20 protein-coding genes and 1 pseudogene are annotated in these 23,532 nt (G+C 72.3%); 10 read left to right on the top strand and 11 right to left on the bottom strand.

The genetic code is table 11. The features are described from left to right. Position 1: 1 nt before the first annotated feature. Together ACIBAE_RS13300 and ACIBAE_RS13295 are read right to left on the bottom strand one after the other, a co-directional pair. Complete coding sequence (locus tag ACIBAE_RS13300) at positions 2-1,585, bottom strand: SulP family inorganic anion transporter (RefSeq protein WP_399284604.1); 1,584 nt, start codon at positions 1,583-1,585, stop codon at positions 2-4. Positions 1,586-1,944: 359 nt separating this feature from the next. Next, positions 1,945-2,709, bottom strand: coding sequence for an SIS domain-containing protein (locus ACIBAE_RS13295; protein ID WP_399284603.1), 765 nt, complete (start codon positions 2,707-2,709; stop codon positions 1,945-1,947). Between the two features lie 197 nt (positions 2,710-2,906). Between ACIBAE_RS13295 and ACIBAE_RS13290 the strand changes: the two genes are divergently transcribed. Together ACIBAE_RS13290 and ACIBAE_RS13285 are read left to right on the top strand one after the other, a co-directional pair. Further along, complete coding sequence (locus ACIBAE_RS13290) at positions 2,907-3,599, top strand: metal-dependent transcriptional regulator (protein WP_399284601.1); 693 nt, start codon at positions 2,907-2,909, stop codon at positions 3,597-3,599. Positions 3,600-4,360: 761 nt separating this feature from the next. Next, entirely contained in the window at positions 4,361-5,224 is an 864-nt protein-coding gene (locus ACIBAE_RS13285) for an alpha/beta fold hydrolase (protein WP_399284600.1), read from the top strand. 67 nt (positions 5,225-5,291) lie between these two features. Here ACIBAE_RS13285 and ACIBAE_RS13280 read toward each other — a convergent pair whose 3' ends face one another. From ACIBAE_RS13280 to ACIBAE_RS13270, 3 genes are read right to left on the bottom strand one after another with little or no spacing between them, the layout of a single operon-like run. Then, the gene (locus tag ACIBAE_RS13280) at positions 5,292-7,037 is read right to left on the bottom strand and encodes a transporter (protein WP_399284598.1); all 1,746 of its coding nucleotides are present in this window, start codon (positions 7,035-7,037) and stop codon (positions 5,292-5,294) included. After that, positions 7,034-7,849, bottom strand: a complete 816-nt coding sequence (locus ACIBAE_RS13275; protein ID WP_399284596.1) for an ABC transporter ATP-binding protein — start codon at positions 7,847-7,849, stop codon at positions 7,034-7,036. The genes ACIBAE_RS13280 and ACIBAE_RS13275 overlap by 4 nt, the downstream gene beginning before the upstream one ends. 55 nt (positions 7,850-7,904) lie before the next feature. Beyond that, the gene (locus ACIBAE_RS13270) at positions 7,905-8,591 is read right to left on the bottom strand and encodes a bifunctional DNA primase/polymerase (protein WP_399284595.1); all 687 of its coding nucleotides are present in this window, start codon (positions 8,589-8,591) and stop codon (positions 7,905-7,907) included. 337 nt (positions 8,592-8,928) lie between these two features. Here ACIBAE_RS13270 and ACIBAE_RS13265 point away from each other — a divergent pair, with 337 nt between their 5' ends. Both ACIBAE_RS13265 and ACIBAE_RS13260 read left to right on the top strand, forming a co-directional pair. Beyond that, positions 8,929-10,311: a transcriptional regulator gene (locus ACIBAE_RS13265; RefSeq protein WP_399284594.1), complete on the top strand. Its 1,383-nt coding sequence runs from the start codon at positions 8,929-8,931 to the stop codon at positions 10,309-10,311. Between the two features lie 291 nt (positions 10,312-10,602). Continuing rightward, positions 10,603-12,246: a hypothetical protein gene (locus ACIBAE_RS13260; protein ID WP_399284591.1), complete on the top strand. Its 1,644-nt coding sequence runs from the start codon at positions 10,603-10,605 to the stop codon at positions 12,244-12,246. Between the two features lie 203 nt (positions 12,247-12,449). On the opposite strand, the gene ACIBAE_RS13255 is transcribed toward ACIBAE_RS13260, so the two are convergent. Next, positions 12,450-13,730, bottom strand: coding sequence for an ABC transporter substrate-binding protein (locus tag ACIBAE_RS13255; protein WP_399284590.1), 1,281 nt, complete (start codon positions 13,728-13,730; stop codon positions 12,450-12,452). A gap of 192 nt (positions 13,731-13,922) precedes the next feature. On the opposite strand from ACIBAE_RS13255, the gene ACIBAE_RS13250 reads away from it, so the two are divergent. Together ACIBAE_RS13250 and purU are read left to right on the top strand one after the other, a co-directional pair. Beyond that, positions 13,923-14,369, top strand: a complete 447-nt coding sequence (locus tag ACIBAE_RS13250) for a hypothetical protein (protein ID WP_399284687.1) — start codon at positions 13,923-13,925, stop codon at positions 14,367-14,369. Between the two features lie 166 nt (positions 14,370-14,535). Further along, positions 14,536-15,465, top strand: a complete 930-nt coding sequence (gene purU, locus ACIBAE_RS13245; protein WP_399284588.1) for a formyltetrahydrofolate deformylase — start codon at positions 14,536-14,538, stop codon at positions 15,463-15,465. A 78-nt stretch (positions 15,466-15,543) separates the two neighbouring features. Here the strand turns inward: purU and ACIBAE_RS13240 are convergent, their stop codons facing one another. Together ACIBAE_RS13240 and ACIBAE_RS13235 are read right to left on the bottom strand one after the other, a co-directional pair. Beyond that, positions 15,544-16,860: a maleylpyruvate isomerase N-terminal domain-containing protein gene (locus ACIBAE_RS13240; RefSeq protein WP_399284587.1), complete on the bottom strand. Its 1,317-nt coding sequence runs from the start codon at positions 16,858-16,860 to the stop codon at positions 15,544-15,546. Beyond that, entirely contained in the window at positions 16,857-17,447 is a 591-nt protein-coding gene (locus tag ACIBAE_RS13235; protein WP_399284586.1) for an RNA polymerase sigma factor, read from the bottom strand. The genes ACIBAE_RS13240 and ACIBAE_RS13235 overlap by 4 nt, the downstream gene beginning before the upstream one ends. A gap of 284 nt (positions 17,448-17,731) precedes the next feature. Between ACIBAE_RS13235 and ACIBAE_RS13230 the strand changes: the two genes are divergently transcribed. From ACIBAE_RS13230 to ACIBAE_RS13220, 3 genes are all read left to right on the top strand, one after another. Beyond that, positions 17,732-18,106: an STAS domain-containing protein gene (locus ACIBAE_RS13230; protein ID WP_399284584.1), complete on the top strand. Its 375-nt coding sequence runs from the start codon at positions 17,732-17,734 to the stop codon at positions 18,104-18,106. A 55-nt stretch (positions 18,107-18,161) separates the two neighbouring features. Next, on the top strand, positions 18,162-18,674 hold the full coding sequence (locus tag ACIBAE_RS13225; protein ID WP_399284583.1) for an EF-hand domain-containing protein: 513 nt from the start codon (positions 18,162-18,164) through the stop codon (positions 18,672-18,674). Between the two features lie 601 nt (positions 18,675-19,275). Further along, positions 19,276-19,749 carry an ATP-binding protein gene (locus tag ACIBAE_RS13220; RefSeq protein ID WP_399284581.1) on the top strand — a complete coding sequence of 158 codons (474 nt, stop codon included), beginning with the start codon at positions 19,276-19,278 and terminating at the stop codon, positions 19,747-19,749. 280 nt (positions 19,750-20,029) lie between these two features. On the opposite strand, the gene ACIBAE_RS13215 is transcribed toward ACIBAE_RS13220, so the two are convergent. After that, the gene (locus ACIBAE_RS13215) at positions 20,030-21,106 is read right to left on the bottom strand and encodes a GlxA family transcriptional regulator (protein ID WP_399284580.1); all 1,077 of its coding nucleotides are present in this window, start codon (positions 21,104-21,106) and stop codon (positions 20,030-20,032) included. 230 nt (positions 21,107-21,336) lie between these two features. On the opposite strand from ACIBAE_RS13215, the pseudogene ACIBAE_RS13210 reads away from it, so the two are divergent. Further along, a pseudogene (locus ACIBAE_RS13210) lies at positions 21,337-21,576 on the top strand (MFS transporter); the annotation flags it as partial. A 132-nt stretch (positions 21,577-21,708) separates the two neighbouring features. Here ACIBAE_RS13210 and ACIBAE_RS13205 read toward each other — a convergent pair. Next, positions 21,709-22,080 (bottom strand): hypothetical protein, encoded by a 372-nt coding sequence (locus ACIBAE_RS13205; RefSeq protein WP_399284579.1) that lies wholly within the window; start codon positions 22,078-22,080, stop codon positions 21,709-21,711. A 14-nt stretch (positions 22,081-22,094) separates the two neighbouring features. Then, the gene (locus tag ACIBAE_RS13200) at positions 22,095-23,351 is read right to left on the bottom strand and encodes a multiprotein-bridging factor 1 family protein (protein WP_399284578.1); all 1,257 of its coding nucleotides are present in this window, start codon (positions 23,349-23,351) and stop codon (positions 22,095-22,097) included. Positions 23,352-23,532: the final 181 nt, after the last annotated feature.

The raw sequence follows: 23,532 nt of genomic DNA, 5'->3' as shown, positions 1-23,532 counted from the left end.
GTCAGGGAGTTCCGGTGTCCGTCCCGCCCGTACGGGTGCCGCCCGTACGCGTCCCGCCCGTACGCGTCCCGCCCGTAGGCGCCACGGCCGTGGGGGCCGCAGCCGTACGGGCCGCGCCGGCCGGAGGTCGTAGCCTCACCGGTTCCGTCTCCGCGTCGTTGTGGCGCAGCGCCCAGCTCTCCAGGGCGATACGGCACGCGTGGTCGAGGTGGCGCAGCCCGGACAGGTCCAGCTCGATGGGGCGGTCCTTCGGCAGCTCCTCCAACTGCTCCATGGTCCGGGGCAGCCGCAGGAACGTGGCGTTGCCGGTGACGGACACGACCAGCCGCCCGCCGGTGAGCGCGCGTACGTCGACGTGCAGGTGCGAGATCTCCCAGGCCGTTTTGACCACGGCGAGCAGCAGCCCCAGGACGACCCCCTCGAAGAGGTTCGTGATCAGCACCGCCACCGCCGTGACGGCGAGGATCACCGACTCGCCCCGGTGCTCACGCCACAACGGGACCAGCTCCCGGAACGGCACCAGCTTGCAGCCCGCGTGGACCAGGACGCCCGCGAGCGCGGCCGCCGGAATGATCCCGATCGCGGCCGGCAGCAGCGCTGCGAACAGCAGCAGCCACAGGCCGTGCAGGATCCGGGAGAGCGAAGTCCGCGCCCCCGCCTGGACATTGGCCGAGCTCCGTACGATGACCGCGGTCATCGGGAGCGCGCCGAGCAGCCCGCAGACCGTGTTGCCCACGCCCTGCGCCACCAGTTCCTTGTTGTAGTCGGTGCGCGGCCCGTCATGCATACGGTCGACGGCGGCCGCGCTGAAGAGACTCTCCGCCGAGGCGATCAGGGTGAACGCGACCACGCTGCCGATCACGGCCAGGTCCGCCAGCCGCCCGAAGTCGCCGAGGCCGGGTGGCCGGACCGATTCCAGCAGTCCGCGCACCTCCACCGTGGCGACCGGCAGGTCCAGCAGGGCCACCGCCCCGGTGGCCAGCGCGACCGCCGCCAGCGGCCCCGGGACCGCGCGGACGCGGGCCGGCAGCCGGGGCCACAGCACCAGCACGGCCACGGTCCCGGCGCCGACGAGGAACGCGGTCGGTGTCGTACCGTCCGTGACGATTCCGCCGGCCAGCCGGGGCAGGCCGGCGATCTTGCCGGGGCCGCCGGCGGGCTGCGCGGTGTCCGCCAGGGCGTACACCTGGCCGAGGATCAGCACCAGGCCGATACCCGCCAGCATCCCCTGGACCACGGCGACCGGGGTCGCCCGGAACCAGCGGCCGAAACGGAGCGCGCCGAGGGCGAGTTGGAGCAGTCCGGAGACGAGGACGATGACGCCGAGCACGCCCGCGCCGAATTCCTTGACCGCTTCGTACACGAGCACGGTCAGGCCGGCGGCCGGGCCGCTGACCTGGAGTGAGCTACCGGGCAGGACACCCACGACGAGTCCGCCGACGATGCCGGTGACCAGGCCGAGTTCGGCGGGTACCCCGGAGGCGACCGCCACCCCCACGCAGAGGGGCAGGGCGACGAGGAAGACGACGAGGGACGCGAGTACGTCGCGCCGGAGGACCCGGGGGTCCCTCAGCAGGGAGAGCATGGGGGAGTTTCCTCGCTGTGCGGTCCGCGAGCGGACGACGGGCGGTAGCTGATCGATGCCGGGGTCGCCGTCACCGCGGTCCGCGACCCCCGCCGGGCCGTGCGGCGTCGGGGCGCGGCATGGCACGCGGCCGAGCGGGTGTGGTCCCCGGGTGCGGGGCGCGGTGTGGTCGGGCCCGTCACTTTGCCGGACTGTGACCATCCCGGAAAAGATCGGATTTTCGCCAACTGTCCGATTGGTGACGCAAAGTGGTGGCTTCGGTACGCGTGTACGAATAAAGGCCCCGGGGTGCTGTCCCGGGGCCCTCAGTGATCACTCGCGTACCGGAGCCGTCGCGCGACGGCGACGGCGTGCCTACGTCAGTGGCAGTAGAAGATCCGGTCGCGGTACTCGCTCATCACGCGACGGTTCCACTCGGGACCGCCCTCCACGTTGCCCGACCGCAGCAGCGGGGGCTCGATCCCGCGCTCGGCGAGTTCCCCGGCGGCGGCAGCCGTCATCGCCTGCATCAGGGCGCTGGTGACGACCGTGGAGGCGGGGCCGAACGGCGCCTCGACGCCCTCGGCCGTCAGCTCCGCGTCGCCGATGGCGATCCCGTTGTCGAGGACGATGTCGCAGTGGTCCTTGAGGAACGTCCCCGTGTGGTGCCGGGACGTGGTCCGCGTCGCGTACTCCACGGACGTCACGCCGATGACCTTCAGGCCCCGCGCCCGCGCGGCCATCGCCATCTCGACGGGCAGCGCGTTGCGCCCGGAGAGCGAGATGATCACCAGCAGGTCCCCCTCGGCGGCGGGACTGGAGTCGAGCACGACGCTCGCCAGGCCGTCGACCCGCTCCAGGGCGGAGCCGAGGGTGGCCGGCATGACATCGACGCCCACCGTCCCGGGCACGGCGAGCAGGTTCATCAGCGCGAGACCGCCCGCCCGGTAGACGACGTCCTGCGCGGCGAGCGAGGAGTGTCCGGCGCCGAAGGCGAAGAGCCGGCCGCCGCCGGTGACGGTGTCGGCGATCGCCCTGCCGGCCGCGGCGATGTTCGCGGACTCCTCGTCCCGTGCGCGCCGCAGCAGGCCGATCGCGGCATCGAAGAACTGACCGGCCAGCTTGCTCTCGCTCTTCGCGCTCATCGAGGAGGCCCTTCCGGGGAGTGAGGAATGTCGGCGCCGCGGATCACGTTGAGGTCTGGACCATTGCCCTGTCAAGGCAACTACGCGACACCGGTACGGTCCCAGCCGCTTCGCCTCCCTCCCGCGAGGCACGGTTGTCAGGGGGATGCGTCAGAATTGGGTCAGGGCCAGCGCACACGATTTATCGAGGGGCACGAATGTCCGGACTGATCGACACGACGGAGATGTATCTCCGTACCATCCTCGAACTCGAAGAAGAAGGCGTGGTCCCGATGCGCGCCCGGATCGCGGAGCGGCTCGACCAGAGCGGACCCACGGTCAGCCAGACGGTGGCGCGCATGGAGCGCGACGGTCTGGTGCAGGTCGCGGGCGACCGGCATCTGGACCTGACGGACGAGGGGCGCCGGCTGGCGACCCGCGTCATGCGCAAGCACCGGCTGGCCGAGTGCCTCCTGGTCGACGTGATCGGCCTGGAGTGGGAGCAGGTGCACGCGGAGGCGTGCCGCTGGGAGCACGTGATGAGCGAGGCGGTGGAGCGGCGGGTGCTGGAGCTGCTGCGCCACCCGACGGAGTCGCCGTACGGAAACCCGATCCCGGGCCTGGACGAGCTGGGGGAGAAGGCGGAGGCCGACCCGTTCCTCGACGCGGGCATGGTGAGCCTGGCGGAGCTGGATCCCGGCGCCGACGGCAAGACCGTGGTGGTGCGGCGGATCGGTGAGCCGATCCAGACCGACGCCCAGCTCATGTACACGCTGCGCAGGGCGGGCGTGCAGCCCGGCTCCGTGGTGAGTGTGACGGAGTCCCCCGGCGGGGTACTGGTCGGGAGCAGCGGCGAGGCGGCGGAGCTGGGGGCCGAGGTGGCCTCGCACGTCTTCGTGGCCAAGCCCTGAGGGAAGCCGAAGCACTCGGAACGCCGGGTACTCGGAACGCCGGGTACTCGGAACGCCGGGTACTCGCAACGCCGGGTACTCGCAACGCCGGGTACTCGCAACGCCGGGTACTCGCAACGCCGGGTACTCGGGCGCGGAGGACACCGGGCGCCGGGGACGGGCTGAGAGCGCCGGGCACGGGGGGACGCCGGGCAGTCGGGCGGAACCCCGCAGGCCGGGACGTTCGGCACCGGGGTCCGCGCGGATCCGGCGGAGCCCGTGCCCACGGCGGGCATGCGAGGGGTGTTCGAGGTGGCCGCGAGGCGTAGGCGCGGCCACCGGGGGAATCCGCTTTTCAGCCGACATGGTCACGACGGGGAGGGGCAGGGTCATGCGTGTGGACGGGCGTGGACACGGTGCGTGGTCCGGTGATCACGCCTCGCGATGTCACGGTGGCTCTCTTCCGGCGCCGGTGAACGGGGACGGCTCCGGTGCCTCGTGGCACCGGAGCCGGTCCTCCCCCGCGCTGACCCGGAGCCCCGAGCTCCCAGGGTCGTCCCCCTCGGACCCTCATCCCCGAGCGGCCCGCCTCCCGGAGCAAATCTCCCCTCGGCCGCCGGTGGCAATCCTTGAGCGTGGTCACTCGAAAGAGCGGTGTTGTGCGCCAGAACCAGGTTTTCGAATAGGAGTTCGATAGTCTGGCGTGGCCGGCCGTACCGGAATCGGGCCGCGGCTGAACAGGACTCGACCGCTCAGGACCCCAGACCGAAGGGTGCCGGGACATGGTGCAGCGCATCGACGTGACCGCGGCGGACGGTGTACGCCTCGCCGCCTGGGAGTTCGCCGACCCGTCGAAGGGGCGCGGGGAGCCGGAGCGGACGTCCGGCGTCCTCCTGCTCCACGGACTCATGGGCAGGGCCTCGCACTGGACCTCCACAGCGCGCTGGCTGGCCGAGCGGCACCGGACGGTCGCGCTCGACCAGCGAGGCCATGGCCGCAGCGACAAGCCCGCGGACGGGCCGTTCACACGCGAGGCGTACGTGGCCGACGCGGAGGCCGTGATCGAGAAGCTCGGGCTGGCGCCGGTGACGCTCGTCGGCCACTCGATGGGCGCGCTCACCGCGTGGCAGGTCGCGGCGAAGCGCCCCGACCTGGTCCGGGCGCTGATCATCTGCGACATGCGGGCCTCCGCGCTGGGGGCGGCGTCCCAGCGGGAATGGGAGGACTGGTTCCGGGCGTGGCCCGCCCCGTTCGCGACCCTCGCCGACGTACGGAAGTGGTTCGGCGAGGAGGACCCCTGGGTGGAGCGGCCCACGCCGGCGCGCGGGGAGTTCTTCGCCGAGGTGATGGCGGAGCGCCCGGACGGCTGGCGCCCGGTCTTCTCGCGCCGCCAGATGCTCACGTCCCGGGAGACCTGGGTCCACGACGCCCACTGGGAGGAACTGGCCCAGGTCCAGTGCCCCACCCTGGTCGTCCGGGGGCTCGACGGCGAGCTGGGCCGCGCGGAGGCCCAGGAAATGGTCCGCGTCCTCCCGCGCGGTCAGTACGCGGAGGTGACGGACGCGGGCCATCTGGTCCACTACGACCGGCCGGACGCCTGGAGAGCGGCGATCGAACCCTTCCTGAACGGTGTCCTGACGCCCTGACGCCCTGACGCCCTGACGCCCTGACGCCCTGACGTCCTGCTCGGCGTCACCGGCCCGCCGCCCCCGTTCAGCCCTTGCTGACCGCTGCCAGGATCTCCGGCAGGCGGGCCGCCGTCCGTGGGGCCGCCAGGCGCAGGCCGCCCGCCGTGAGCAGGGTGCCGTACGCCGCGCCCAGGGGAAGCAGGAGCCAGGACCACCTGTCCGCGCCGCCCGCGAAGTGCAGCCAGAGCGTCAGCCCGAGCACGGGCGCGCAGAGCGCGGCGGCCGCCACCATGCCGCCGAAGATGGCGATCACGGCGAGGCCGGTCTGCCCCGGGGCCACGTTCTTGGAGCTGCCCTGCGGGATCGAGTACGGGTAGGTCGCCGACGCCACGGCCCCCGTCGCCAGCATCGCGCCGAGCAGCGCGAAGGACAGGCCGAGCGCTTCCGGCAGGGCCCGCCAGTCGTTCAGCAGGGCGCCCGTGATCACCGTGACGAGCGTCGAGTACGGCAGGGTGATCACCAGCAGGGCCACCACCCGCGCGCGGAGTTCGACGTAGGCGTCCCGCTTCGAGGAGATGGTCATGGCCACCATCCAGAAGGCCGAGCTGTCCTGGCCGAACTGGTTGTACATCTGCACGCCGAGCATCCCGGCCGCGAAGCACGCGAAGTAGATCGTGCCGTGGCCCTGCACCGCGTTGATCACCGGCAGGATCAGCCCGACGGCCAGCGACGCGGCCCACGCGGCCTTCGTCTTCGGGTCGCGCCACACGTAGAGCAGGCTGCGCCGTATCGCCGCGCCGGAACGCCCTTCCGGCAGCAGCCGGCCCAGTCCGGGCCGCCCCTCCGACGCGTCGCGGGACGGTCCGGCCGCCGCCAGCGTCGAACCGTCCGGGACCGTCATCAGCTTCACCAGCGAGCGCTGCCAGCCGTACAGCAGCGCCGCCAGCGCCGCCACGGACAGCAGCAGTTGGAGGACGGCCCGGGCGTACGCGCCCTCGCTCGCCGAGTCCACCGCGCCGATCGCCGACGCGGGCGGCAGCCACCGTACGATCCGGGCCGCCGGGTCGAGCGCCGCGAGGCCGCCCGCCTGACTGATCCGCTGCACGGCGAAGTTGACCCCCTGGAAGCCCACGGCGATCAGCAGACCGCTCAGGACGGCCAGGTCGCGGCCCCTGCGGGAGGTCAGCAGCCGGACGTTGGCCGTCGCGACGGCGCGCGCCAGAGCCACGCACACCAGCACGGCCAGCGGCGCGCCCACGACCGCCACGACGACCGCCGCCGCGCCGTGCGCGGTCGCCACCGTCGAACCGACCAGCAGGCAGACCGTGAACACCGGCCCGATCCCGACCAGCGACGCCGCGAGCAGCGCGCCGATCAGCGGGCGCGGGCGCAGCGGCAGCATCACCAGCCGGGTGGGGTCCAGCGTCTCGTCGCCGCTGGGGAAGAAGAGCGGCATCACGGCCCAGCCCAGGGCGAGTACGGCGGTGATCAGTACGACCAGGGTGTCCGCGTGAGCGTGTCCGCGCAGCAGGACCAGACCGGCGAACTGGCCCACCGTGAAGAGCAGCGTGAGGACCGCGGTCGTGACGTACGCGGCCGTCCGGCCGGACGACTGCCGGAGCCCGTTGCGCAGCAGCGACAGCTTCAGGCGTACGAAGACGGGCGCGAGCGAGGCGAAGGTGAGGGTGGGGGCCCCGGCCCCGGCGGCCGCGACGGGGAGCGGGGCGGTGAACGCGAGGCCGCCGTGCTCCGGGTCGCCGGGTGCCGGATCGCCGGGCGCCGGGGCGGTTGTCGCGGCCGGGTTCGGCGCCGCGTCCGCGCTCTCGCTCATCGGGCGCCGCCCAGCCAGTCCAGGGACTCGCCGGTGTCGCGCCCCTGCGCGCCGACCAGTTCCAGGAAGGCGCTCTGCAGGGACGGCGCGTCGCCGCGTACCTCCGCGAGGGTGCCCTGCGCGCGGATACGGCCCGCCGCCATCACCGCGACCCAGTCGCAGAGCGACTCGACCAGCTCCATCACGTGGCTGGAGAAGACGACGGTCGCGCCCGAGGCGGTGTAGCGCTCCAGGACGCCGCGGATGGTCTGCGCCGAGACCGGGTCGACGCCCTCGAACGGCTCGTCCAGGAAGAGGACTTGCGGATTGTGGAGCAGTGCCGCCGCCAGGCCGATCTTCTTGCGCATGCCGGTCGAGTAGTCGACGACGAGTTTGTGCTGGGCACCCGCCAGGTCCAGTACGTCCAGGAGCTGGGTGGCCCGCTTGTCGACCTCGGCGCCGGGCAGCCCACGCAACCGCCCGTTGTAGCCGAGGAGTTCACGTCCGGAGAGTCGTTCGAAGAGCCGGAGTCCTTCCGGCAGGACACCGATCCGCGCCTTGACCTCGACCGGATCCCGCCAGACGTCGTGCCCGGCGACCTCGACGCGGCCCTGGTCGGGGCGGAGCAGGCCGGTCACCATGGACAGGGTCGTGGTCTTGCCCGCGCCGTTCGGTCCGACCAGCCCGATGAACTGGCCCGCCGGCAGTTCGAGATCGATCCCGGCGACGGCGACCTGCTCGCCGAAGCGCTTCCACAGTCCTTCGACGCGAACCGCGGGCGGTGCCGCCGACGCCCCGCCCGCCCCTATGTGGTCCCGTGCCTGTTCCGGCATCCCGTATCGCCTTTCGGAGTCCCGTATCCACACCGCGTATCTACGGGGGCCCACCCTATGTACGCCGTTCCCGTTCCGCGACGGCCTCCTGCCCGCACGCGTACACCAGCGGGCACATCAGCTCCTCCGCGTCCGGCAGCCAGCGGTTCGCCGGGGTGGGCTGCCGGGCCCACTGCACGGCGCCGCCGCGGCCGATCCGGGTCGGCGGGGCGGCCACGTAGTGACCTTCGCCGCGCGCGACGAGATCGATCGACGACGGCGACCAGCCCACGTTCCGTACGAGATCGTCCGCCCGGACCGCCCCGCCCGGCAGGACGAAGAACAGCATCCGCCGGTCCGGGGTGCGGGTGACCGGGCCGAGCGTCAGGTTCATCCGCTCCATCCGGGCCAGCGCCAGGAAGCCCGCCGACTCCGGTACGTCGAGCGCGTCGAAGGTGCGTCCCGTGGGGAGCAGGATCGACGCCCTGGGCTGCTTCGACCACAGCCGCCGTGCCGCCGCGCCGCTGCCCGTGGCCTGCGTCGCCCAGTCGGGCCTGGTCGGATGGGCCCCCGGTGAGGGGCAGTCCGGCCGGCCGCAGGAGCAGTTCTCCTCGCCCTCCGCCGCCTCCAGCCAGGTGCCGGGGAACACGTCCCAGTGCCGCTCTTCCGCATACCGCACCGCGCACTCCGGCAGCGGCTCGGCCCGCCGCTGGGGCTTTCGCGCGGCGTCCGTCACTCCGATGGTCTCTTCCACGAACAGCACAACTCCCGCCGCCACCGCCGGTTACGCCCCGGGTGGCGCTCAATGGCGCCCGCCGCCCGGAGTTGTCCGGGGCGGTGCCACTCGATCCCGCGTGCGCCCGCATGCGGGGCGCATGGATGCACGGGCGGGGGCGCGCGGCACGGGGCGCGGCGGTTACCGGGTGGCCGGGCCCGGGGGTCCGTCACCATGTGAACGGCGCAGGGTCCGATCCGGCTGTGCCTTCGGATGTTTCCCGACGATCCTCGAATATTTCCGTTATCGCCGAACATGTGCATTCTTCGCATATTTGCCGGGCAGGGATCACCGAGCTGATCACTGCGGCTACAGGGGGTATCCATTGGCAGCCAGGCCACTCGTCGCGCGCCAGCCGAACGAACGGCTCCAGGCGCTCATCCAGGAAGCGGGGTGTTCCAACGCGGGACTCGCGCGACGGGTCAACATGGTGGGGGCGGAGCGCGGGCTCGACCTGCGTTATGACAAGACATCGGTGGCGCGCTGGCTGCGCGGGCAGCAGCCGCGCGGCCGGGCCCCGGGCATCATCGCCGAGGCCCTGGGCCGCAAACTCGGTCGTACGGTCACGATCGACGAGATCGGTATGTCCCAGGGCAAGAGTCTGGCCTCGGGGGTCGGCCTCCAGTTCGCGCCGACGGTCCTCGGCGCGATAGAGCAGGTCTGCGAGCTGTGGCGCAGCGATGTCGGCCGGCGTGACTTCCTGTCCGGCGCCGCGGTGGCCTCCTCGGCGCTCGTGGAGCCCAGCAGGGACTGGCTGATCACGGGAGCCGACGCGGTGGTCGCGCGGAACACCGGTGCGCGGGTGGGCGATTCCGACGTCGAGGCGGTACGGGCCATGACGCGGGCGCTCATCGATCTGGACCACCGCTTCGGCAGCGGCCATGTCCGTCCGGTCGTCGTCCACTACCTCAACAGCGTGGTGTCCGGCCTGCTGTCGGGGTCGTACCGGGAATCGGTCGGGCGGGACCTCTTCGCCGCCGTGTCCCGGCTGACCGAGCTGGCCGGCTACATGGCGATCGACACCGGCCAGCCCGGGCTCGCCCAGCGCTACTACATCCAGGCACTGCGGCTGGCCCAGGCGGCGGGGGACCGTGGTTACGGCGGGTATGTGCTGGCCGCGTCCATGAGTCATCTGGCGGCGCAGCTCGGCAATCCCCGGGAGATCGCCCAGTTGGCGCGGGCGGCGCAGGAGGGGGCGCGCGGGCACGTGCCGCCGCGCGCGCAGGCCATGTTCCTCGCCGCCGAGGCGCGGGGCCACGCGCTGCTCGGCGACGCGCACACGTGCGAGGCGGCGGTGGGCCGGGCGGTCACCGCGCTGGAGCAGGCGGGTGACAGCCCGGGCGACGACCCGGACTGGATCGCGCATTTCGACCACGCCTATCTCGCCGACGAGTTGGCGCACTGCTACCGCGATCTCGGCCGGCCGGAGGAGGCGGCCCGGCATGCCACGGCCTCCCTGGAGGGCCATCCCGAGTCCCGGGCCCGGCGGCGGGCGATCGGCCTCGTCCTGCTGGCCACCGCCCAGGTCCAGCGGCGCGAGGTGGAGCAGGCGTGCCATACCGGCACGCGCGCGGTGGAGTTGCTGGGGACGTTGCGCTCCAGCCGGGGCGCGGAGTATCTGGACGATCTCCAGCAGCGGCTCGATCCGTACAGCACGGAACCGGCGGTGCGGGAATTCAGCGCGCGGCTGGAGATCCAGGCGGCCTGAGGGGTGCGCGAAGGGGGGTTTCCGGACGGCGGGCGGAGGTTTTTCCGGGGCGCGGGTGAGGGCTCCGTGAGGACGCCGTGGGGGCGTCGTGGCGACCGGGGCGGTCCGGACCCCGGCCGGTGGGACGGCGGACGGGCGTACGGGGACCGAAGAGGCGAAGTCAGCTCCTGTAACAGCGTTGTGAGGGAGCGTGGTGTTACTGGATCACCGCGCGTGGCAGAGGCCGCGATTCACCCGGTAGCGTGAACCGATGATTCCGTAGATCCACAGGTTCCAGACGTAGGAGTCCCGGTGACGCACAGCGGACAAGGGGATGAGCCGCAGCACCCCGCCGCTCGGCCCGCGCACGAAGGCGTCGTGCTGCCCGGCGACGGCAGCGAGCCCTGGATCCCCGGCACGGCCGCGGACCAGGGCCCGCCGGCGGGCGGGCAGCCGTGGGGGCAGCCGTGGGGCCCGCAGGGCGGCCACCACGAGCAGTCCGGGTACGGCGGGGCGCCCGGCGCCGCACCGGGGTCCTACGGGTCCCAGGAGCCTGGGCAGGCGTACGGCCTGCCCGCGGGCGACGCGTACGGCGGCGGACTCCCGCAGGCGCATGAGCCGTTCCGGCACGGCCAGCAGTTCACCTATGAGCAGCAGGGGCAGCCGGGTCAGTACGCCCCCCACACGCAGCCGCACGCACAGCCGCTTCCGCCGGCGGCGGACACGCCCGCGCCGGGCGGGGCGGACGCCACGCGGTATCTGCCGCCCGTGCCCGCCCTGGGGGACGCGGACGCCACGCAGTTCATCGCACCGATCCCGAGCGGGCCCGGCCAGGGGCAGGGGTACGGACACGGCCCGGGGCCCGGCATGCTGCCGCCCGAGAGCTCCACGGACGCCACCCAGTTCCTGGCACCGGTCCCGCCGGCCCCGCACGGTTCGGACGCGGACGCCACGCAGTACATCGCGCCCGTCCCCGCGGGTGCCCCGTACGACGTACGCCCGGGCGAACCGGGCGAACGGCAGCCGCCCGCCGAGTTCGACAACCTCTTCCGTACGGACGGCCCCACCGGCGGACCGGCGCGGATCCCGGACTCGACGCAGCAGCTTCCCGCCTTCGACCAGGGACAGGGCCAGGGCCAGGGCCAGGGCCAGGGGCCGGGGCGCGGCCAGGCGCACGGCCCGGGCCACGCCTCCCAGCCGTACGGCCACCGGCAGCCCGCCGGTCCCGCTCCCGCGCCGTACGCGCCGCAGCAGCGCGGCTCGTACGACCCGCCCGGGCGCGGCCCACAGGACCCCCAGGACCCCCGGGGGCGCGGCGGCGACCGGCGCAGGTCGCGGGTGCCGGTCATCGCGGCCGTCGTCGTCGGCTGCGCCGTCCTCGGCCTGGGCGCGGGCGCGCTCATGAGCGGCGGTGACGACAGCGCGTCGCGGGACGACGGCAAGGCGGTGGCTTCGGCGGGTCCGGCCACCACCGAGCCCGCCGGGGAGAGCGCCGCCGACCCGGCGAAGTCACAGGCGGAGGCGCTCGACAAGCTGCTCGCGGACAGCAACAACAGCCGCGCGGCGGTGATCCGCTCGGTCGCCGACATCAAGTCCTGCCACAACCTGGACCAGGCGGCGAGCGATCTGAACGACGCCGCCGCGCAGCGCCGGGCGCTGGTGACCAGCCTCAAGGGCCTGACGCTCGACCAGCTGCCCGGCCACGGCGAGCTGGCGTCCGCCCTCACCGAGGCCTGGCAGGCGTCCGCCTCGGCGGACGACCACTACGCGCGGTGGGCCGACCAGGCCAAGGGCAAGAAGGGCTGCAAGCACGGCCAGGCGCGCAGGACACCGGAGACCGGCGAGGGCGACCGGGCGAGCGGCGAGGCCACGGCGGCGAAGAAGAAGGCTTCCGGGCTCTGGAACGGCATCGCGGCGAAGTACGGCCTGACCGCGCGGGACGCGACGCAGTTGTAGCCGTCACGGGCCCCCGACCGGGCCGTACGGACAGGCCCGGGACCGCGATGCGGGACCGGGCCTGTGCCGTGCACGCGGACGTCCCGCGCCTGGACATCCGCGCGCGGGCGGGACGCGTGGGCGGGCGGGGCGTGCGGGCGGGACGTGTGCGGGGTGGGACGTGTGCGGGCGGGGCGTGCGGGCGGGACGTGTGCGGGCGGGGGTCAGGACTGGGCCGACGCGCTCGCCAGGGTGTCGCCGAGGTCCACGAACCCCTTCTTCTGGGCCACCAGCCGCCCTTCGCGCACCACTTGGAAGGTCACGTCCCGGTTGACGATCCGCGGGAAGCCCGGTGCGCCCAGCATGTCCTCGTAGCGCCAGCGCAGCGGCGGAGTGAGGCCGCCCGTATCCACCTCCGCGCCCCGGTCGAGGGCGTCCGCGATCTTCCCCGGGGTGATCGTGTCGTCGCCGATCGTCTCGACGACCTTCTTGAGCGCGGTGTAGGCGATCCAGGTGGTCTGCACCCCGGGGTCGGCCGGGTCGACGGCGTCGTCCCCGAAGGCGTGTTCCTTGATCACGTCTCGCATGGGCTGCCACGCCGGGTCGCTCGCCACCGGGTACCAGCCGGTGATGTAGGCGCCCTCGAAGGGCCCGGCCTTGCCGCCCGTACGGTCGATGAGCGGCTGGCCGACGCTGCCGAGGACCGAGGAGAACCTGATGTCCCGGCCGTCGTCGGGGAGCCGGCGGTAGGAGTCGAAGAAGGTCTCCGTGCGGTCGCCCAGCACCGCGGTGACACAGCCGCCGTCCTTCGCCCCGGCGCGTGCCCGCTCGGCCGACGCGGTGTAGTCGGTGGCGTCCTCCGCCGCGCGGATGTCGACGGCGCGGCTCCGGTCGTGCAGGGCGAGACCGGAGTTGAGCAGCCCGGGGAGATCGTCGCCGGTGATGGTGTCGGGGCGTACCAGCGCGGTCCGCTCGCAGTCGGGGGCCAACTGCCTTCCGTTCCCGGCGAGGAGTGTCGCCTGGCCGCCGTTGACGGGATAGGAGAGGTAGCTGCTGAACTCCTGCTCGGTGACGCCGTAGCCGCCGATGTACGGGACGGAGGCGGCCTCCAGGGGCGCCATGAACTCGCGGCCGTGCTGGCTGTAGGAGCCCACGACCGCGACGGCGTGCTCCTTGACCGCACGGCGCGCGCACGCGGCCGCGCCCGAGGATTCGTTCCGCTCGTTGCAGCTGAGGACGCGCAGCTCATGGCCGTCGAGGCCGCCGGAGGCGTTGACGTAGCGCGCGTACGCCTTGGCCATGGCCGGCATCCCCGGCATGTTGGTGGCGTTGGTGCCGACCGGCGCCCAGGTCATGACGGTGACCGGCTGCCTGGCGCCGTCCGTGGTGCCGGGCAGGACGCCGCAGCCGGTCAGGAGCACGGCCCCGGCCGCGGCCGTACACAGAGCGCGTACCGCACCGGCCTGAAAGGGACGGGGGAAGGGAGAGCGTCGCCGACCGGTCATAGGTACGGAGGGTTCCCGCTTCCGTGTAACGCCGGAGTGAGGGAGCTTCAACGCGGCGTGACGTGCGGGTGAATTCCAGGGGTCCGGTGGGCCGCCCCCGGTCGGATCGTATGGCCGGTCGCGGCAGTACGATCAATCATCGTGCAGCAAGGTTCCGAGAACTCTTCCCGTCGTGCCCGTCGCTCCCCCACCATGGGCGGCATGCCGCTCAACGACATGCCGTGGTGGCGCTGGCGCAGCAATGTGCGCTCGGCGCTGCACATGCTTTCCGATCCCGCCTTCCACCAGGAGTACTGGCTGGCCGGCCGCGAGGGGTACGGCGACGTCACCGACGCCGTGTACCGGCTGGTCGAGGACACCTGGCTGGACAACTGGTCCGCCGAGAAATACGTCGGCACGATCTTCCGCGATTCGGGGGAGGCCGCGCTGATCGACCTCGCCGTGCTGCGGGTGCTGCGCATCATGCACCAGGTCGGGGCGGACGCGCCCGTCTCGGCCTACCTGGAGCACCACGGCTGGCCGGAGGCGGTGCGGGCCGCCCGTGAGGCGCACGTACGGCTGGCGACGAGCGACGGGGACGACCCGGACGTGGCGCCGCAGTCGCTGGACGTACTGAGGATCATGACGCGGACGGCGTGAGCCACCGCCCGGGAGCTGGGGCGGGACGCACGGCGCGGGGGCGCGGCGGGACGCACGGCAGGGGGCGGGGTGGGACTCACGGCGCCGGGCGCGGTGTGAGGCGCCGCCTGTCCATGTGTCGGCGGAACCCCTCCCGGCGGGGGCGGATGTGAAATCCTCCGGTGTCATGACCTCCGCCCCGCCGGCGCCCGCCGCCGAGCAGTCCTCGCAGCCCGAGCAGTCCCTGCGGCCCGAGCAGTCCCCGCAGTCCGAGCAGTACGTGCTGACGCTGTCCTGCCCGGACAAGCAGGGCATCGTGCACGCCGTGTCGAGCTATCTCTTCATGACCGGCTGCAACATCGAGGACAGCCAGCAGTTCGGCGACCACGACACCGGTCTCTTCTTCATGCGGGTGCACTTCTCCGCCGACGCCCCGGTCAGTGTCGAGAAGCTGCGCGCGAGCTTCGCCGCCATCGGGGACGCCTTCCGGATGGAGTGGGAGATCCATCGCGCGGAGGAGCGGATGCGCGTCGTCCTCATGGTCAGCAAGTTCGGCCACTGCCTGAACGACCTGCTTTTCCGGGCCTCCACCGGAGCGCTGCCGGTGGACGTCGTGGCGGTGGTCTCCAACCACCAGGACTTCGCCGAGCTGACAGCCTCGTACGGCATCCCCTTCGTGCACATCCCGGTGACCCGGGACACCAAGGCGGCGGCGGAGGAGGAGCTGCTGGAGCTGGTCCGCGCGGAGCGGGTCGAGCTGGTCGTGCTGGCGCGTTACATGCAGGTCATCTCGGACGATCTCTGCAAGCGGCTGAACGGCCGGATCATCAACATCCACCACTCGTTCCTGCCGAGTTTCAAGGGTGCGAAGCCGTACCACCAGGCACACGCGCGCGGGGTCAAGCTGATCGGCGCGACGGCGCACTACGTGACGGCCGAGCTGGACGAGGGCCCGATCATCGAGCAGGAGGTCGAGCGCGTCGGCCATCAGGTCACACCGGAGCAGCTGGTGGCGATCGGGCGGGATGTGGAGTGCCAGGCGCTGGCGCGGGCCGTGAAGTGGCACGCGGAGCGCCGGATCCTGCTCAACGGGCACCGCACGGTGGTCTTCGGCTGAGCGGGTCGGCGGGGCGAGGGGGCGACGGGCCCAGGGCGCTGCCGCCCGGGCGCCGGTGCCGCTCCCGGCCCGGGAAGGTCAGAGGCGGCTCATCGCGGCGGCCGTGAACAGGACGTCCCGGATCGCCTCCCGGTCGCCCTCCTGGCCCGCCGCCGCTTCCTCGGGCGAGACATGTCCGGCCACCAGCTGGCAGAACTCGACGCCGTCCAGAGCCACTTGCGCGACGGAACGCTCACGGGTGCCGAGCGCCGCCGGTGAGTCCAGCGCGATGTACCAGTCACCGCCGCCGGGCCCCTCCACATGCAGATGCAGCGACCGGCCGGGCGAGCCGGCCGTCACCAGGTCCCGGGGCGGGCTCGCGAGACCGCCCCGCCGGCGTGCGGCGAGCGCGCCCGGGAGCAGCCGGGCCGCCAGGTCGATCATCCGGTGCAGATGCGCTCCCGTGGGCGGGTCGTACGGATAGGCGACCGCCTCCGCGATGTCCCAGCCGTGCACCCAGCACTCGAAGGCGCGGTCGAGCAGCGCGTCGCGCAGCGGCAGGGAGAAGGCCCCGTACGAGACGGAGAGTTCGGCCGCCCCGCCCTCGGCGAAGGACACCGTGCGGATCAGGCTGTGACTCTGCTCGTGCCAGGAGCCGTGGATGTCCCGGGTGGCCGGACGGCCGGCGGTGTCCCAGAAGCGTTCGGTACGGTCGGTGGGCGCGACCGGGGCGGCCGAGCCGAGCGGGTCGTCGAGACTGAGCGCGTTGGCGACCAGGCCGTCGACGGTCATCAGATGGCCGATGACCCCGGCGACGGTCGTCTCGCGGATGGCGGCCCGCTCGTCCTGGAACCATTTGAGCCGCACCGGCGCGTGCCATTCCGCGTCGCCGAAGTCCCGGAGCAGCGCGTCGAGCCGGGCGGTCTCGGCGTCGTACGGGGCGGCCCAGTCGGGGACCGGGATCCGGGCGGGCCGGCGGGCGAGGCAGTTCTCCAGCACCCGGGCGCGCAGTATCGGGTTGAGATCCAGTGTCCGCTCGGCATGCAGCAGCCCGACGGCGTCGCGCAGCCGGAGGGCCTCCTCCGCGCAGGGCGCGCACTCGGTGAGGTGTTCCTCGACGCGTGTGGTCTCCTCCCCGGAGCAGGCGGCGAGCGCCCACGCGCCGAGCAGCGACTTGAGCACCTTGTGCGTCAGCGCGCCGGTGGCCGCCGGGGTGGGGGAGACGTCGGGCGAAGCCTCCGCCGGCGCGTCAGATGGCGGCGGCACCACGTCGTCCGGCGCCGGCCTGGGCGCCGGTATGCGCGCGAAGGCCCGGGAGCCGTCCCGGCCCCGGCCCTTGTCGCGGCTGCCATCGCGGCTGCCGTCCCGGCCGTCGTCGGAACCGCCGTCCGTGCCGCTGTCGAAGGGGCCGGTCATCGGGGCCGTCCGTTTCCCCGCGGCGACGAGCCGTCCACCGTCCGGGTGTTGGCCGTGGAGAGGAGCTGGAGCCCCAGCCGCAGGCGGCGGCGCGCCTCGTCCTCCGTGACGCCGAGGTCCGCCGCGGTCTGGCGGTAGTCCCTGCGCTGGAAGTACGCCAGCTCCAGCGCGTCCCACAGCGGCGCCGGCATCGACCTGACGATGAAGTCCGCCCGGGCGGCCGTCGACGCCCGCTGTATCTTCAGCTCCAGCCGCTCCAGCTCCTCCGGGGTGCCCTCGCCGCTCGCCTCGTACGCGGCGGCCTCCGTCTGCCGGAGCCTCCGCACGGCCAGCTCGCTGGTCACCTGGGCGACCCAGGACCTCATGGATCCCTGCTTGGGGTCGTACGTCTCCGGGTTCTCCCAGACGTAGCCGAAGACTTCACGGGTGACGCGGTCCGCCGCCGCGTCGTCGTCGACCACGCGGTGGGCAAGGCTGTGCACCAGCGACGCGAATCGGTCGTACAACTCACCGAGCGCGGCCGCCTCGCCCCGCGCGAGCCGCTGCTGCATCCTGCGGTCCCAGCGGGGCGGTGTCTCTTTCGCCATACGAACCCCAGCCCTGTTCCTCGGTCTGTCCGTCTGCCGCTGCCCACCACGATGCCGAAATGATGTCGAAGTCCGTCGTTCCCCCGAATGTAGTCGGCGGCACTGACAACGCAGGCGTCTTTGCCGCAAGTACGTTCCTGATGCCGTCCGGCGCGGTAAGGAATCCGCCACCGTACGCGGATCGTGTTTCGCCGGAGCCCGCGTTGGGCAGCCGCGATGAGGAACCGCCACTTCCGGATCACCCCGAAGCATCCCGAAACACTCCCGAGGAAAGGCCCCCGCGCGTGACGCTCAAGGTGGACGAGTCCGAGCAGGGAGCGTGGACGGTGCTGCACATCACCGGTGAACTCGACCTGGTGACCTCGCCCGAGGTCCGCCGACGGGTCCACGACTCGGTCGCGGCCGGCCGCCGCGAGGTGGTGCTCGACCTCTCCCGGGTGTTCTTCTGCGACTCCAGCGGGGTCGGCGTGCTGATCGCCTCGCGCCGGTTGCTGCACTCCTGCCGGGGCCGCCTCCACCTCATCCTGCCGGCCCGCGGATCCGAGGAAGGCTCGCACGTCAACCGCGTTCTGGCGGCCCTCGGCGTGCGCCGTCTCTTCGAGGTCTACCCCGATGTGCGCACGGCTGTCGACGACGCTTCCCAGCCCCTCTCCGCCTAGCGGATCCGTGCCCAACACGGCACGCGGGGGCCTCTCGTCGTCGTACGCTCCCGGCATGGACAGCGCAGAGTACGAAGGCAAGATCGCCTCCCGGTTCGCGGCCTTCGACCAGGACGGCAGCGGCTACATCGACCGCGAGGACTTCAGCGGGGCCGCGGCCGCACTGCTCGCCGAGTTCGGTACGACCGCACGCTCCGACAAGGGGCAGGCGCTCTACAGCGGCGCCGAGGCGTTCTGGCAGGGCATGGCGGGGATCGCGGACGTGGACGGCGACCAGCGGGTCAGCCGGCAGGAATTCGTCACGGGCGCCGTGAAGCGGCTGCGCGACAACCCGCGGCGGTTCGCGGAGATCGCCCGCCCGTTCCTGCGCGCCGCGATCGCCATCGCCGACGAGGACGGCGGCGGTGTCACCCGCGCGGCGGCCGAGCGCGCGCTGCGGGTGCTGGGCATCGGTGAGGAGGCGGCGGCCCAGGCCGCCGTGGAGCTGGACGCGGACGGCGACGGCCGCATCCACGAGGAGGAGATCCTGACCGGCTTCGCGGCGTTCTACGTGACCCCCGAGCCCTGACCGGACCCGGGCCCGGATCGCCACCGGGCCCGCCCGCCGACCCGTACGCCACGCCCAGCGGGCCGTACGGCCTTCCCGCGCGTCCGTACGGCCTTCCCGCGCGCCGTACCGCCCGCCCGCCCGCTCGTACGGAGGGGGCGCGCTCGCTCGTGAGAACGATGCGGACAAAGCTCTGGCCCCAGCGCTCTTCTCCGTAACCGTGCGTGGTCAGGGCGTCGTGTCGAGGTCGATACCGGGTTGTGTCCTTATCGCGGTCGGTCACGGGCCGGAGTCGTGTCCGTGCTCCGGTACGCTCCGTCGAGTGCGAGATGTTCTGAGGCGCGACGGTCTCGGTGCTGCCGGTGCGGTGGCGCCGGGAGCCCGAATGTGCGCCACTCGTACCGTACAAAGGCGCTATACGCGCCCATGTTCGACTCCCCGCAGCGTGCGTCGCACAGTATGCGGCACGCGTACTCCTTCGCGCTGGAATATGCCCGAAGCGCTTGTTGCGGTGACTGTACGTCAACCATGCTGTCTCGCAAGGGAATCACGTTCTGTGACTCTGTGGAGAACCTTGTCGAGGCGCGAGGCGATGTGTCCGCCGGTTCGGATGGTGTGAGCGGTGCAGGTGCTTCAGGTTCAGTTGGAGGTCGGGCCCGATCCCTCGGAGGTGGGGCGAGCCCGTCGATGGGCCAGGTCCCGGCTCGCCGGGTCCGGGATAGGAGACGACGAGCCGGTCGCGGAGACGCTGATCCTGCTCATCTCCGAGCTGGTCACCAACGCCGTGGTGCACACGGGCTGTCCGGCGGTGCTGCGGATGCTCTTCGGGGCCGGAGCGGCCGAGGCGGGCACCGTACGGGTGGAGGTCGCCGACGCCAGCGCCTCCCCGCCACGACCGCGCCACGCGGAAGGCGATGACACCAACGGGCGCGGCCTGGAGCTGGTCGACGGCCTGGCCGACCGGTGGGGGTGGCAGCCGGAGGGCGCCGGCAAGCGGATCTGGTGCGAGGTGGACAGAAGTGCGCCGGGGGTCGCATCCGGCGCGTACGCACCGGCGGCCTTTGACCCGGCACGCGCTGTCACGCATCCGGCTTGACGATCCCCGCCCCGCGACGCTGTTGACGGAGCGCCCCCACCTGATCACTCTTGGATGAGCGATTCGTGGCGAGGGGACGCCAAGGGTTCCGGGTTTACGGGCCTCCGGGCCCGGACCTTGGCGAGTGCGGGTCGCGGCTCGGCGGCAGCTCCTCCGGGGCAGTGAGGGGCAGGGCCTGTACGCCGTGGCGAGCCGGGTGGCGGGGCGCTGTGCCGCGCTCGGGGGCGCGTGAACGCGCGCACCCGCCATCCGGTTCACGGCCGCTCCACGGAGCGCGGGCTCACCGGCCGGAGGTGATCCGTGCCCGCTCTCCGCGATCTGGGCCGGTGCCTGTGCCGGTCCCAGTGCCTGTGCCGGTCCCAGTACCTGTGCCGGTGCCCGCCCCGGCTCGGAACGTACGCCGGTAGACCGTCGGCGGGACGCCCAGCGCCGACTGGAGATGCTGCCGCATCGACTGCGCCGTACCGAAGCCCGCGTCCCGCGCCACCTGGTCGACCGACAGATCCGTCGACTCCAGCAGCTGCCTGGCCCGCTCGATCCGCTGCAGCACCAGCCACTGTCCCGGACTGATCCCGGCCTCCTCGCGGAAGCGGCGCGTGAACGTCCGTACCGACATCGACTCCCGCTCCGCCATGTCGCGCAGCTGGATCGGCTCGTGAAGGCGCGTGAGCGCCCAGGCCCTGGCCCTGGCGGTGCCGGCCAGCTGCGGTTCAGGGACCGGGCGTTGGATGTACTGCGCCTGGCCGCCGTCCCGGTGCGGCGGTACGACCGTACGGCGGGCCACGTCGTTGGCGACGGCCGTGCCGTGGTCGCGCCGCACGATGTGCAGGCAGAGGTCGATCCCGGCGGCGACACCGGCGGAGGTCAGGACGTCCCCGTCATCGATGAACAGCACGTCGGCGTCGACGTCGACGCGCGGGAACAGCCGCGCGAAGTGGGCGGCGGAGGACCAGTGGGTGGTGGCCGGGCGGCCGTCCAGATAGCCGGCGGCGGCCAGGACGAAGCTGCCGGTGCAGATGGAGACCAGCCGCGTGCCGGGCCGCACGTGGCTGAGGGCCGCGGCGAGTTCGTCGGTGATCACGCCCTCGTCGTAGACGGGCCCGAGCTCGTACGACGCGGGTACGACCACGGTGTCGGCGGTGGCGAGTGCTTCCGGGCCGTTCTCCACGAGTATCGAGAAGTCCGCGTCCGTACGGACCGGACCCGGCGGCCGGACCGAGCAGGTCGCGATCGTGTACAGCGGCTCGCCGGCGGGGCCCCGGGCGCAGCCGAAGATCCTCTGCGGGATGCCCAGTTCGAAGGGGATCGCCCCGTCGAGGGCCAGTACGACGACGCGGTGCGGGTGCCTGCCGGGCATGGGTGCTCTCCTGTCGCCCACGGGTGGTCCGGATCATCGATCGACATCTGTCGGCTCTGTGACGGAGAAGCGCGTGACGGCCCAGGTCATTCCCGGAGCGCCCGGGCCGGGGGACTCCGTCCGGGCCGGGGGACTCCGGTCGGGCCATGAGCGCTCCGCGCTCCGGGTGGCCCGATCCTGGCGGACACTGTCCCTCGGGCCACTCGTACGGAAGTCCCCGCCGCCCGAAGCTGACTGACGTGACACAGACAACCGAACTCCCCGCAGAGGACTCCTCGGATCCCCGTCCCGCTCCGCCTTCCGCCCTTCCTCCGCCGTCCGCTCCTCCGCCGTCCGCCGCTTCGCCGCGCGGGCGCGTCCACCGGGCGTGGTTCGTCGCCGTCGTCACCTTCGTGACGATCATCGGGGCCGCCGCCTTCGCCTCGCTCCCTGGACTGCTGATTGAGCCGTTGCACGCGGAGTTCGCGTGGTGATGCTTGGGGGAACCATCATGTGGATGGTGGATGCGTGCACGAGCCTTGTGTGGGCACGCCGAGGTGCTGCGACTCGCCCGCTTGTCCCTCGGCCCCAGGCAAGTAGCTGAGACCGAGGGGCCGCCTTCATCAGCGGTCGCTGAGCGCCTTCTCGATGGCCTCGAAGATGTCGGCGTCGGTCTCCTGCTGCCACTTCGGAAGGTCGGGCCAGTCGGCGACGTAGCCGGGCTTCGGGTCCTCGAAGTGCTTGAACATCTGTGCTGTCCAGCAGGTCGCGACGAACCGGCCCTTCTGCTCCCGGGACAACCTGGAAGCGTGGCCACTGCTGATCTCGATGAACTGGCGGACCTGCTCGTAGACAGAGCCTGCGGCCTCGCGCTCCCACTGCGGGGTGTCGTCCCACGGGGTCACGTATCCGGGCTTCGGCTCGCCTGGGAAGTGCTGGTGGACGCCCGTGATCCACGCTTCCCGGAACAGTCGTGCACCTTCGATCTGCGACATGCCATCCCCTCTCGTCACTGCGTGCTCAGCGTGGCGATCTCCGCCCCCAGCTCCGCTACGCGGTGGTCCCCGGCCAGGGGGCCGAACTCGCTGCACAGGGCTTGGAGTCTACGGGCGACGTAGCCCGAGGCTGAGGCTTGCGCCAACTGCATGGCTTCCCGCCCGTACGCGACGACTTGTTCGGGGTCCCGCCTCTTGGCGCTGATGGCGGCGAGATCGGTCAGCACCGCGCCTCTGCGCCGGTAGGACTGGCCGGACGCAAGCTCGGTCTGTTGCAGCGCTCCCTTCAGCGTCTCTTCCGCCAGGTCGAGGCGTCCGAGCTGGACGTAGCGCGCGCCCCGTTCCTCTGCCAGTCGGGTGCCATCGAAGCGCAGCCATCCACCGTTGGTGCTGCCCGTGGTCAGGTCGCTGACCCTCTCCGCCTGGTCGAGCGCCTGCTCGCACCCGGCCAGGTCTCCGAGGCCGGCGTACGCCTCGGCCTGAACTGAGGCGACCCAGTGCCGCGTGGCGAGGGTGCTGTCTCCTCGCTCTGCCAGTCTCTCGGCCAGCGACAGGAGCTGCGCAGCCTGGTGGTATCGGCGCTCCGACATGTCCACGTAGGCGTGCCGCACCAGGGCGCAGGCCCACAGGTCGAAGGCTCCGGCGTCCTTGCTGACGGAAGCTGCCAGGGCGTAGGACGCTGCCGCGTCGGTGTATCGGTTGGCATCGAAGGCGACTTCTCCGGCGAGTTGGAAGAGGTCGGCTGCCGCGTTCAGGAGTGGCCGGGAGTTACCTCGGGTGTCCGTTGCCAGGGCTTCGTTCAGCGTGGCGAGTTGGTCGCGGACGATGGGGTAGACAGAGCCCTTGGAGCGGGCCAGTTGGTAGACCTGCCAGAGGTGGCTGTTCATCCGCGCGAAGTCGGATGGTGCGCCCCTGCGCACCCCGTCGGTGAGGGCTTCGGCCTCGTCCAGCGGCAGGGTTGTGAGGGCTCCGCTCACGGTGAGGATGCGGAGGAATTCGCGGCGGATCATGTCGTCGGGGTCTCCCACACCTGGGTGGTCACTGGACTGCTGCCCTGTGGCCTCCTGGCTGGCGGCTCGTGGCTGCGGCAAGAGGGCGTCAAGCTCGATGAGAGTGACTTCGAGGGCACTGGCCAAGCCCCGTCGCTGGGGTGGCTGGGGTTCGATCCTGCCGCTCTCCCAGCGTCCGACCGTTGTTCGGTCTACCCCGAGTAACTGAGCCAACTTCTCCTGACTGTAGCCCAGGGTCTTGCGCCGTTCCGCCAGTCCCATGACGGCCCCTTCCCATGACCTGAACCTACGTCGCTGCCGTGCACGGATCTGCATCAAGACTGCCGCATCGATGCCGTGGAGAGTCCGGACTCCCGGCGGTTTCCTTGGGGTTGTCGCAAACGGCACGGGCGAGAACCTGCGGAAGGGTGCGGACATGGGAACGCAGAACGGCATGACGAAC

Source organism: Streptomyces sp. NPDC051569, from assembly GCF_044454085.1.
Taxonomy (GTDB): Bacteria; Actinomycetota; Actinomycetes; order Streptomycetales; family Streptomycetaceae; genus Streptomyces.
Note: the sequence above shows the minus strand (reverse complement) of the source record. Positions and strands in the feature narration are given on the sequence as shown.

What these genes read in the sequence shown, in the direction of transcription:
- ACIBAE_RS13285 (WP_399284600.1), top strand. Translation starts at nt 4,361, where the DNA reads ATGGTGCAGCGCATCGACGTGACCGCGGCGGACGGTGTACGCCTCGCC.
- ACIBAE_RS13255 (WP_399284590.1), bottom strand. Translation starts at nt 13,730, where the DNA reads ATGACCGGTCGGCGACGCTCTCCCTTCCCCCGTCCCTTTCAGGCCGGT.
- ACIBAE_RS13250 (WP_399284687.1), top strand. Translation starts at nt 13,923, where the DNA reads ATGGGCGGCATGCCGCTCAACGACATGCCGTGGTGGCGCTGGCGCAGC.
- ACIBAE_RS13300 (WP_399284604.1), bottom strand. Translation starts at nt 1,585, where the DNA reads ATGCTCTCCCTGCTGAGGGACCCCCGGGTCCTCCGGCGCGACGTACTC.
- ACIBAE_RS13280 (WP_399284598.1), bottom strand. Translation starts at nt 7,037, where the DNA reads ATGAGCGAGAGCGCGGACGCGGCGCCGAACCCGGCCGCGACAACCGCC.
- ACIBAE_RS13235 (WP_399284586.1), bottom strand. Translation starts at nt 17,447, where the DNA reads ATGGCGAAAGAGACACCGCCCCGCTGGGACCGCAGGATGCAGCAGCGG.
- ACIBAE_RS13225 (WP_399284583.1), top strand. Translation starts at nt 18,162, where the DNA reads ATGGACAGCGCAGAGTACGAAGGCAAGATCGCCTCCCGGTTCGCGGCC.
- ACIBAE_RS13215 (WP_399284580.1), bottom strand. Translation starts at nt 21,106, where the DNA reads ATGCCCGGCAGGCACCCGCACCGCGTCGTCGTACTGGCCCTCGACGGG.
- ACIBAE_RS13290 (WP_399284601.1), top strand. Translation starts at nt 2,907, where the DNA reads ATGTCCGGACTGATCGACACGACGGAGATGTATCTCCGTACCATCCTC.
- ACIBAE_RS13295 (WP_399284603.1), bottom strand. Translation starts at nt 2,709, where the DNA reads ATGAGCGCGAAGAGCGAGAGCAAGCTGGCCGGTCAGTTCTTCGATGCC.
- ACIBAE_RS13275 (WP_399284596.1), bottom strand. Translation starts at nt 7,849, where the DNA reads ATGCCGGAACAGGCACGGGACCACATAGGGGCGGGCGGGGCGTCGGCG.
- ACIBAE_RS13200 (WP_399284578.1), bottom strand. Translation starts at nt 23,351, where the DNA reads ATGGGACTGGCGGAACGGCGCAAGACCCTGGGCTACAGTCAGGAGAAG.
- ACIBAE_RS13240 (WP_399284587.1), bottom strand. Translation starts at nt 16,860, where the DNA reads ATGACCGGCCCCTTCGACAGCGGCACGGACGGCGGTTCCGACGACGGC.
- purU (WP_399284588.1), top strand. Translation starts at nt 14,536, where the DNA reads ATGACCTCCGCCCCGCCGGCGCCCGCCGCCGAGCAGTCCTCGCAGCCC.
- ACIBAE_RS13205 (WP_399284579.1), bottom strand. Translation starts at nt 22,080, where the DNA reads ATGTCGCAGATCGAAGGTGCACGACTGTTCCGGGAAGCGTGGATCACG.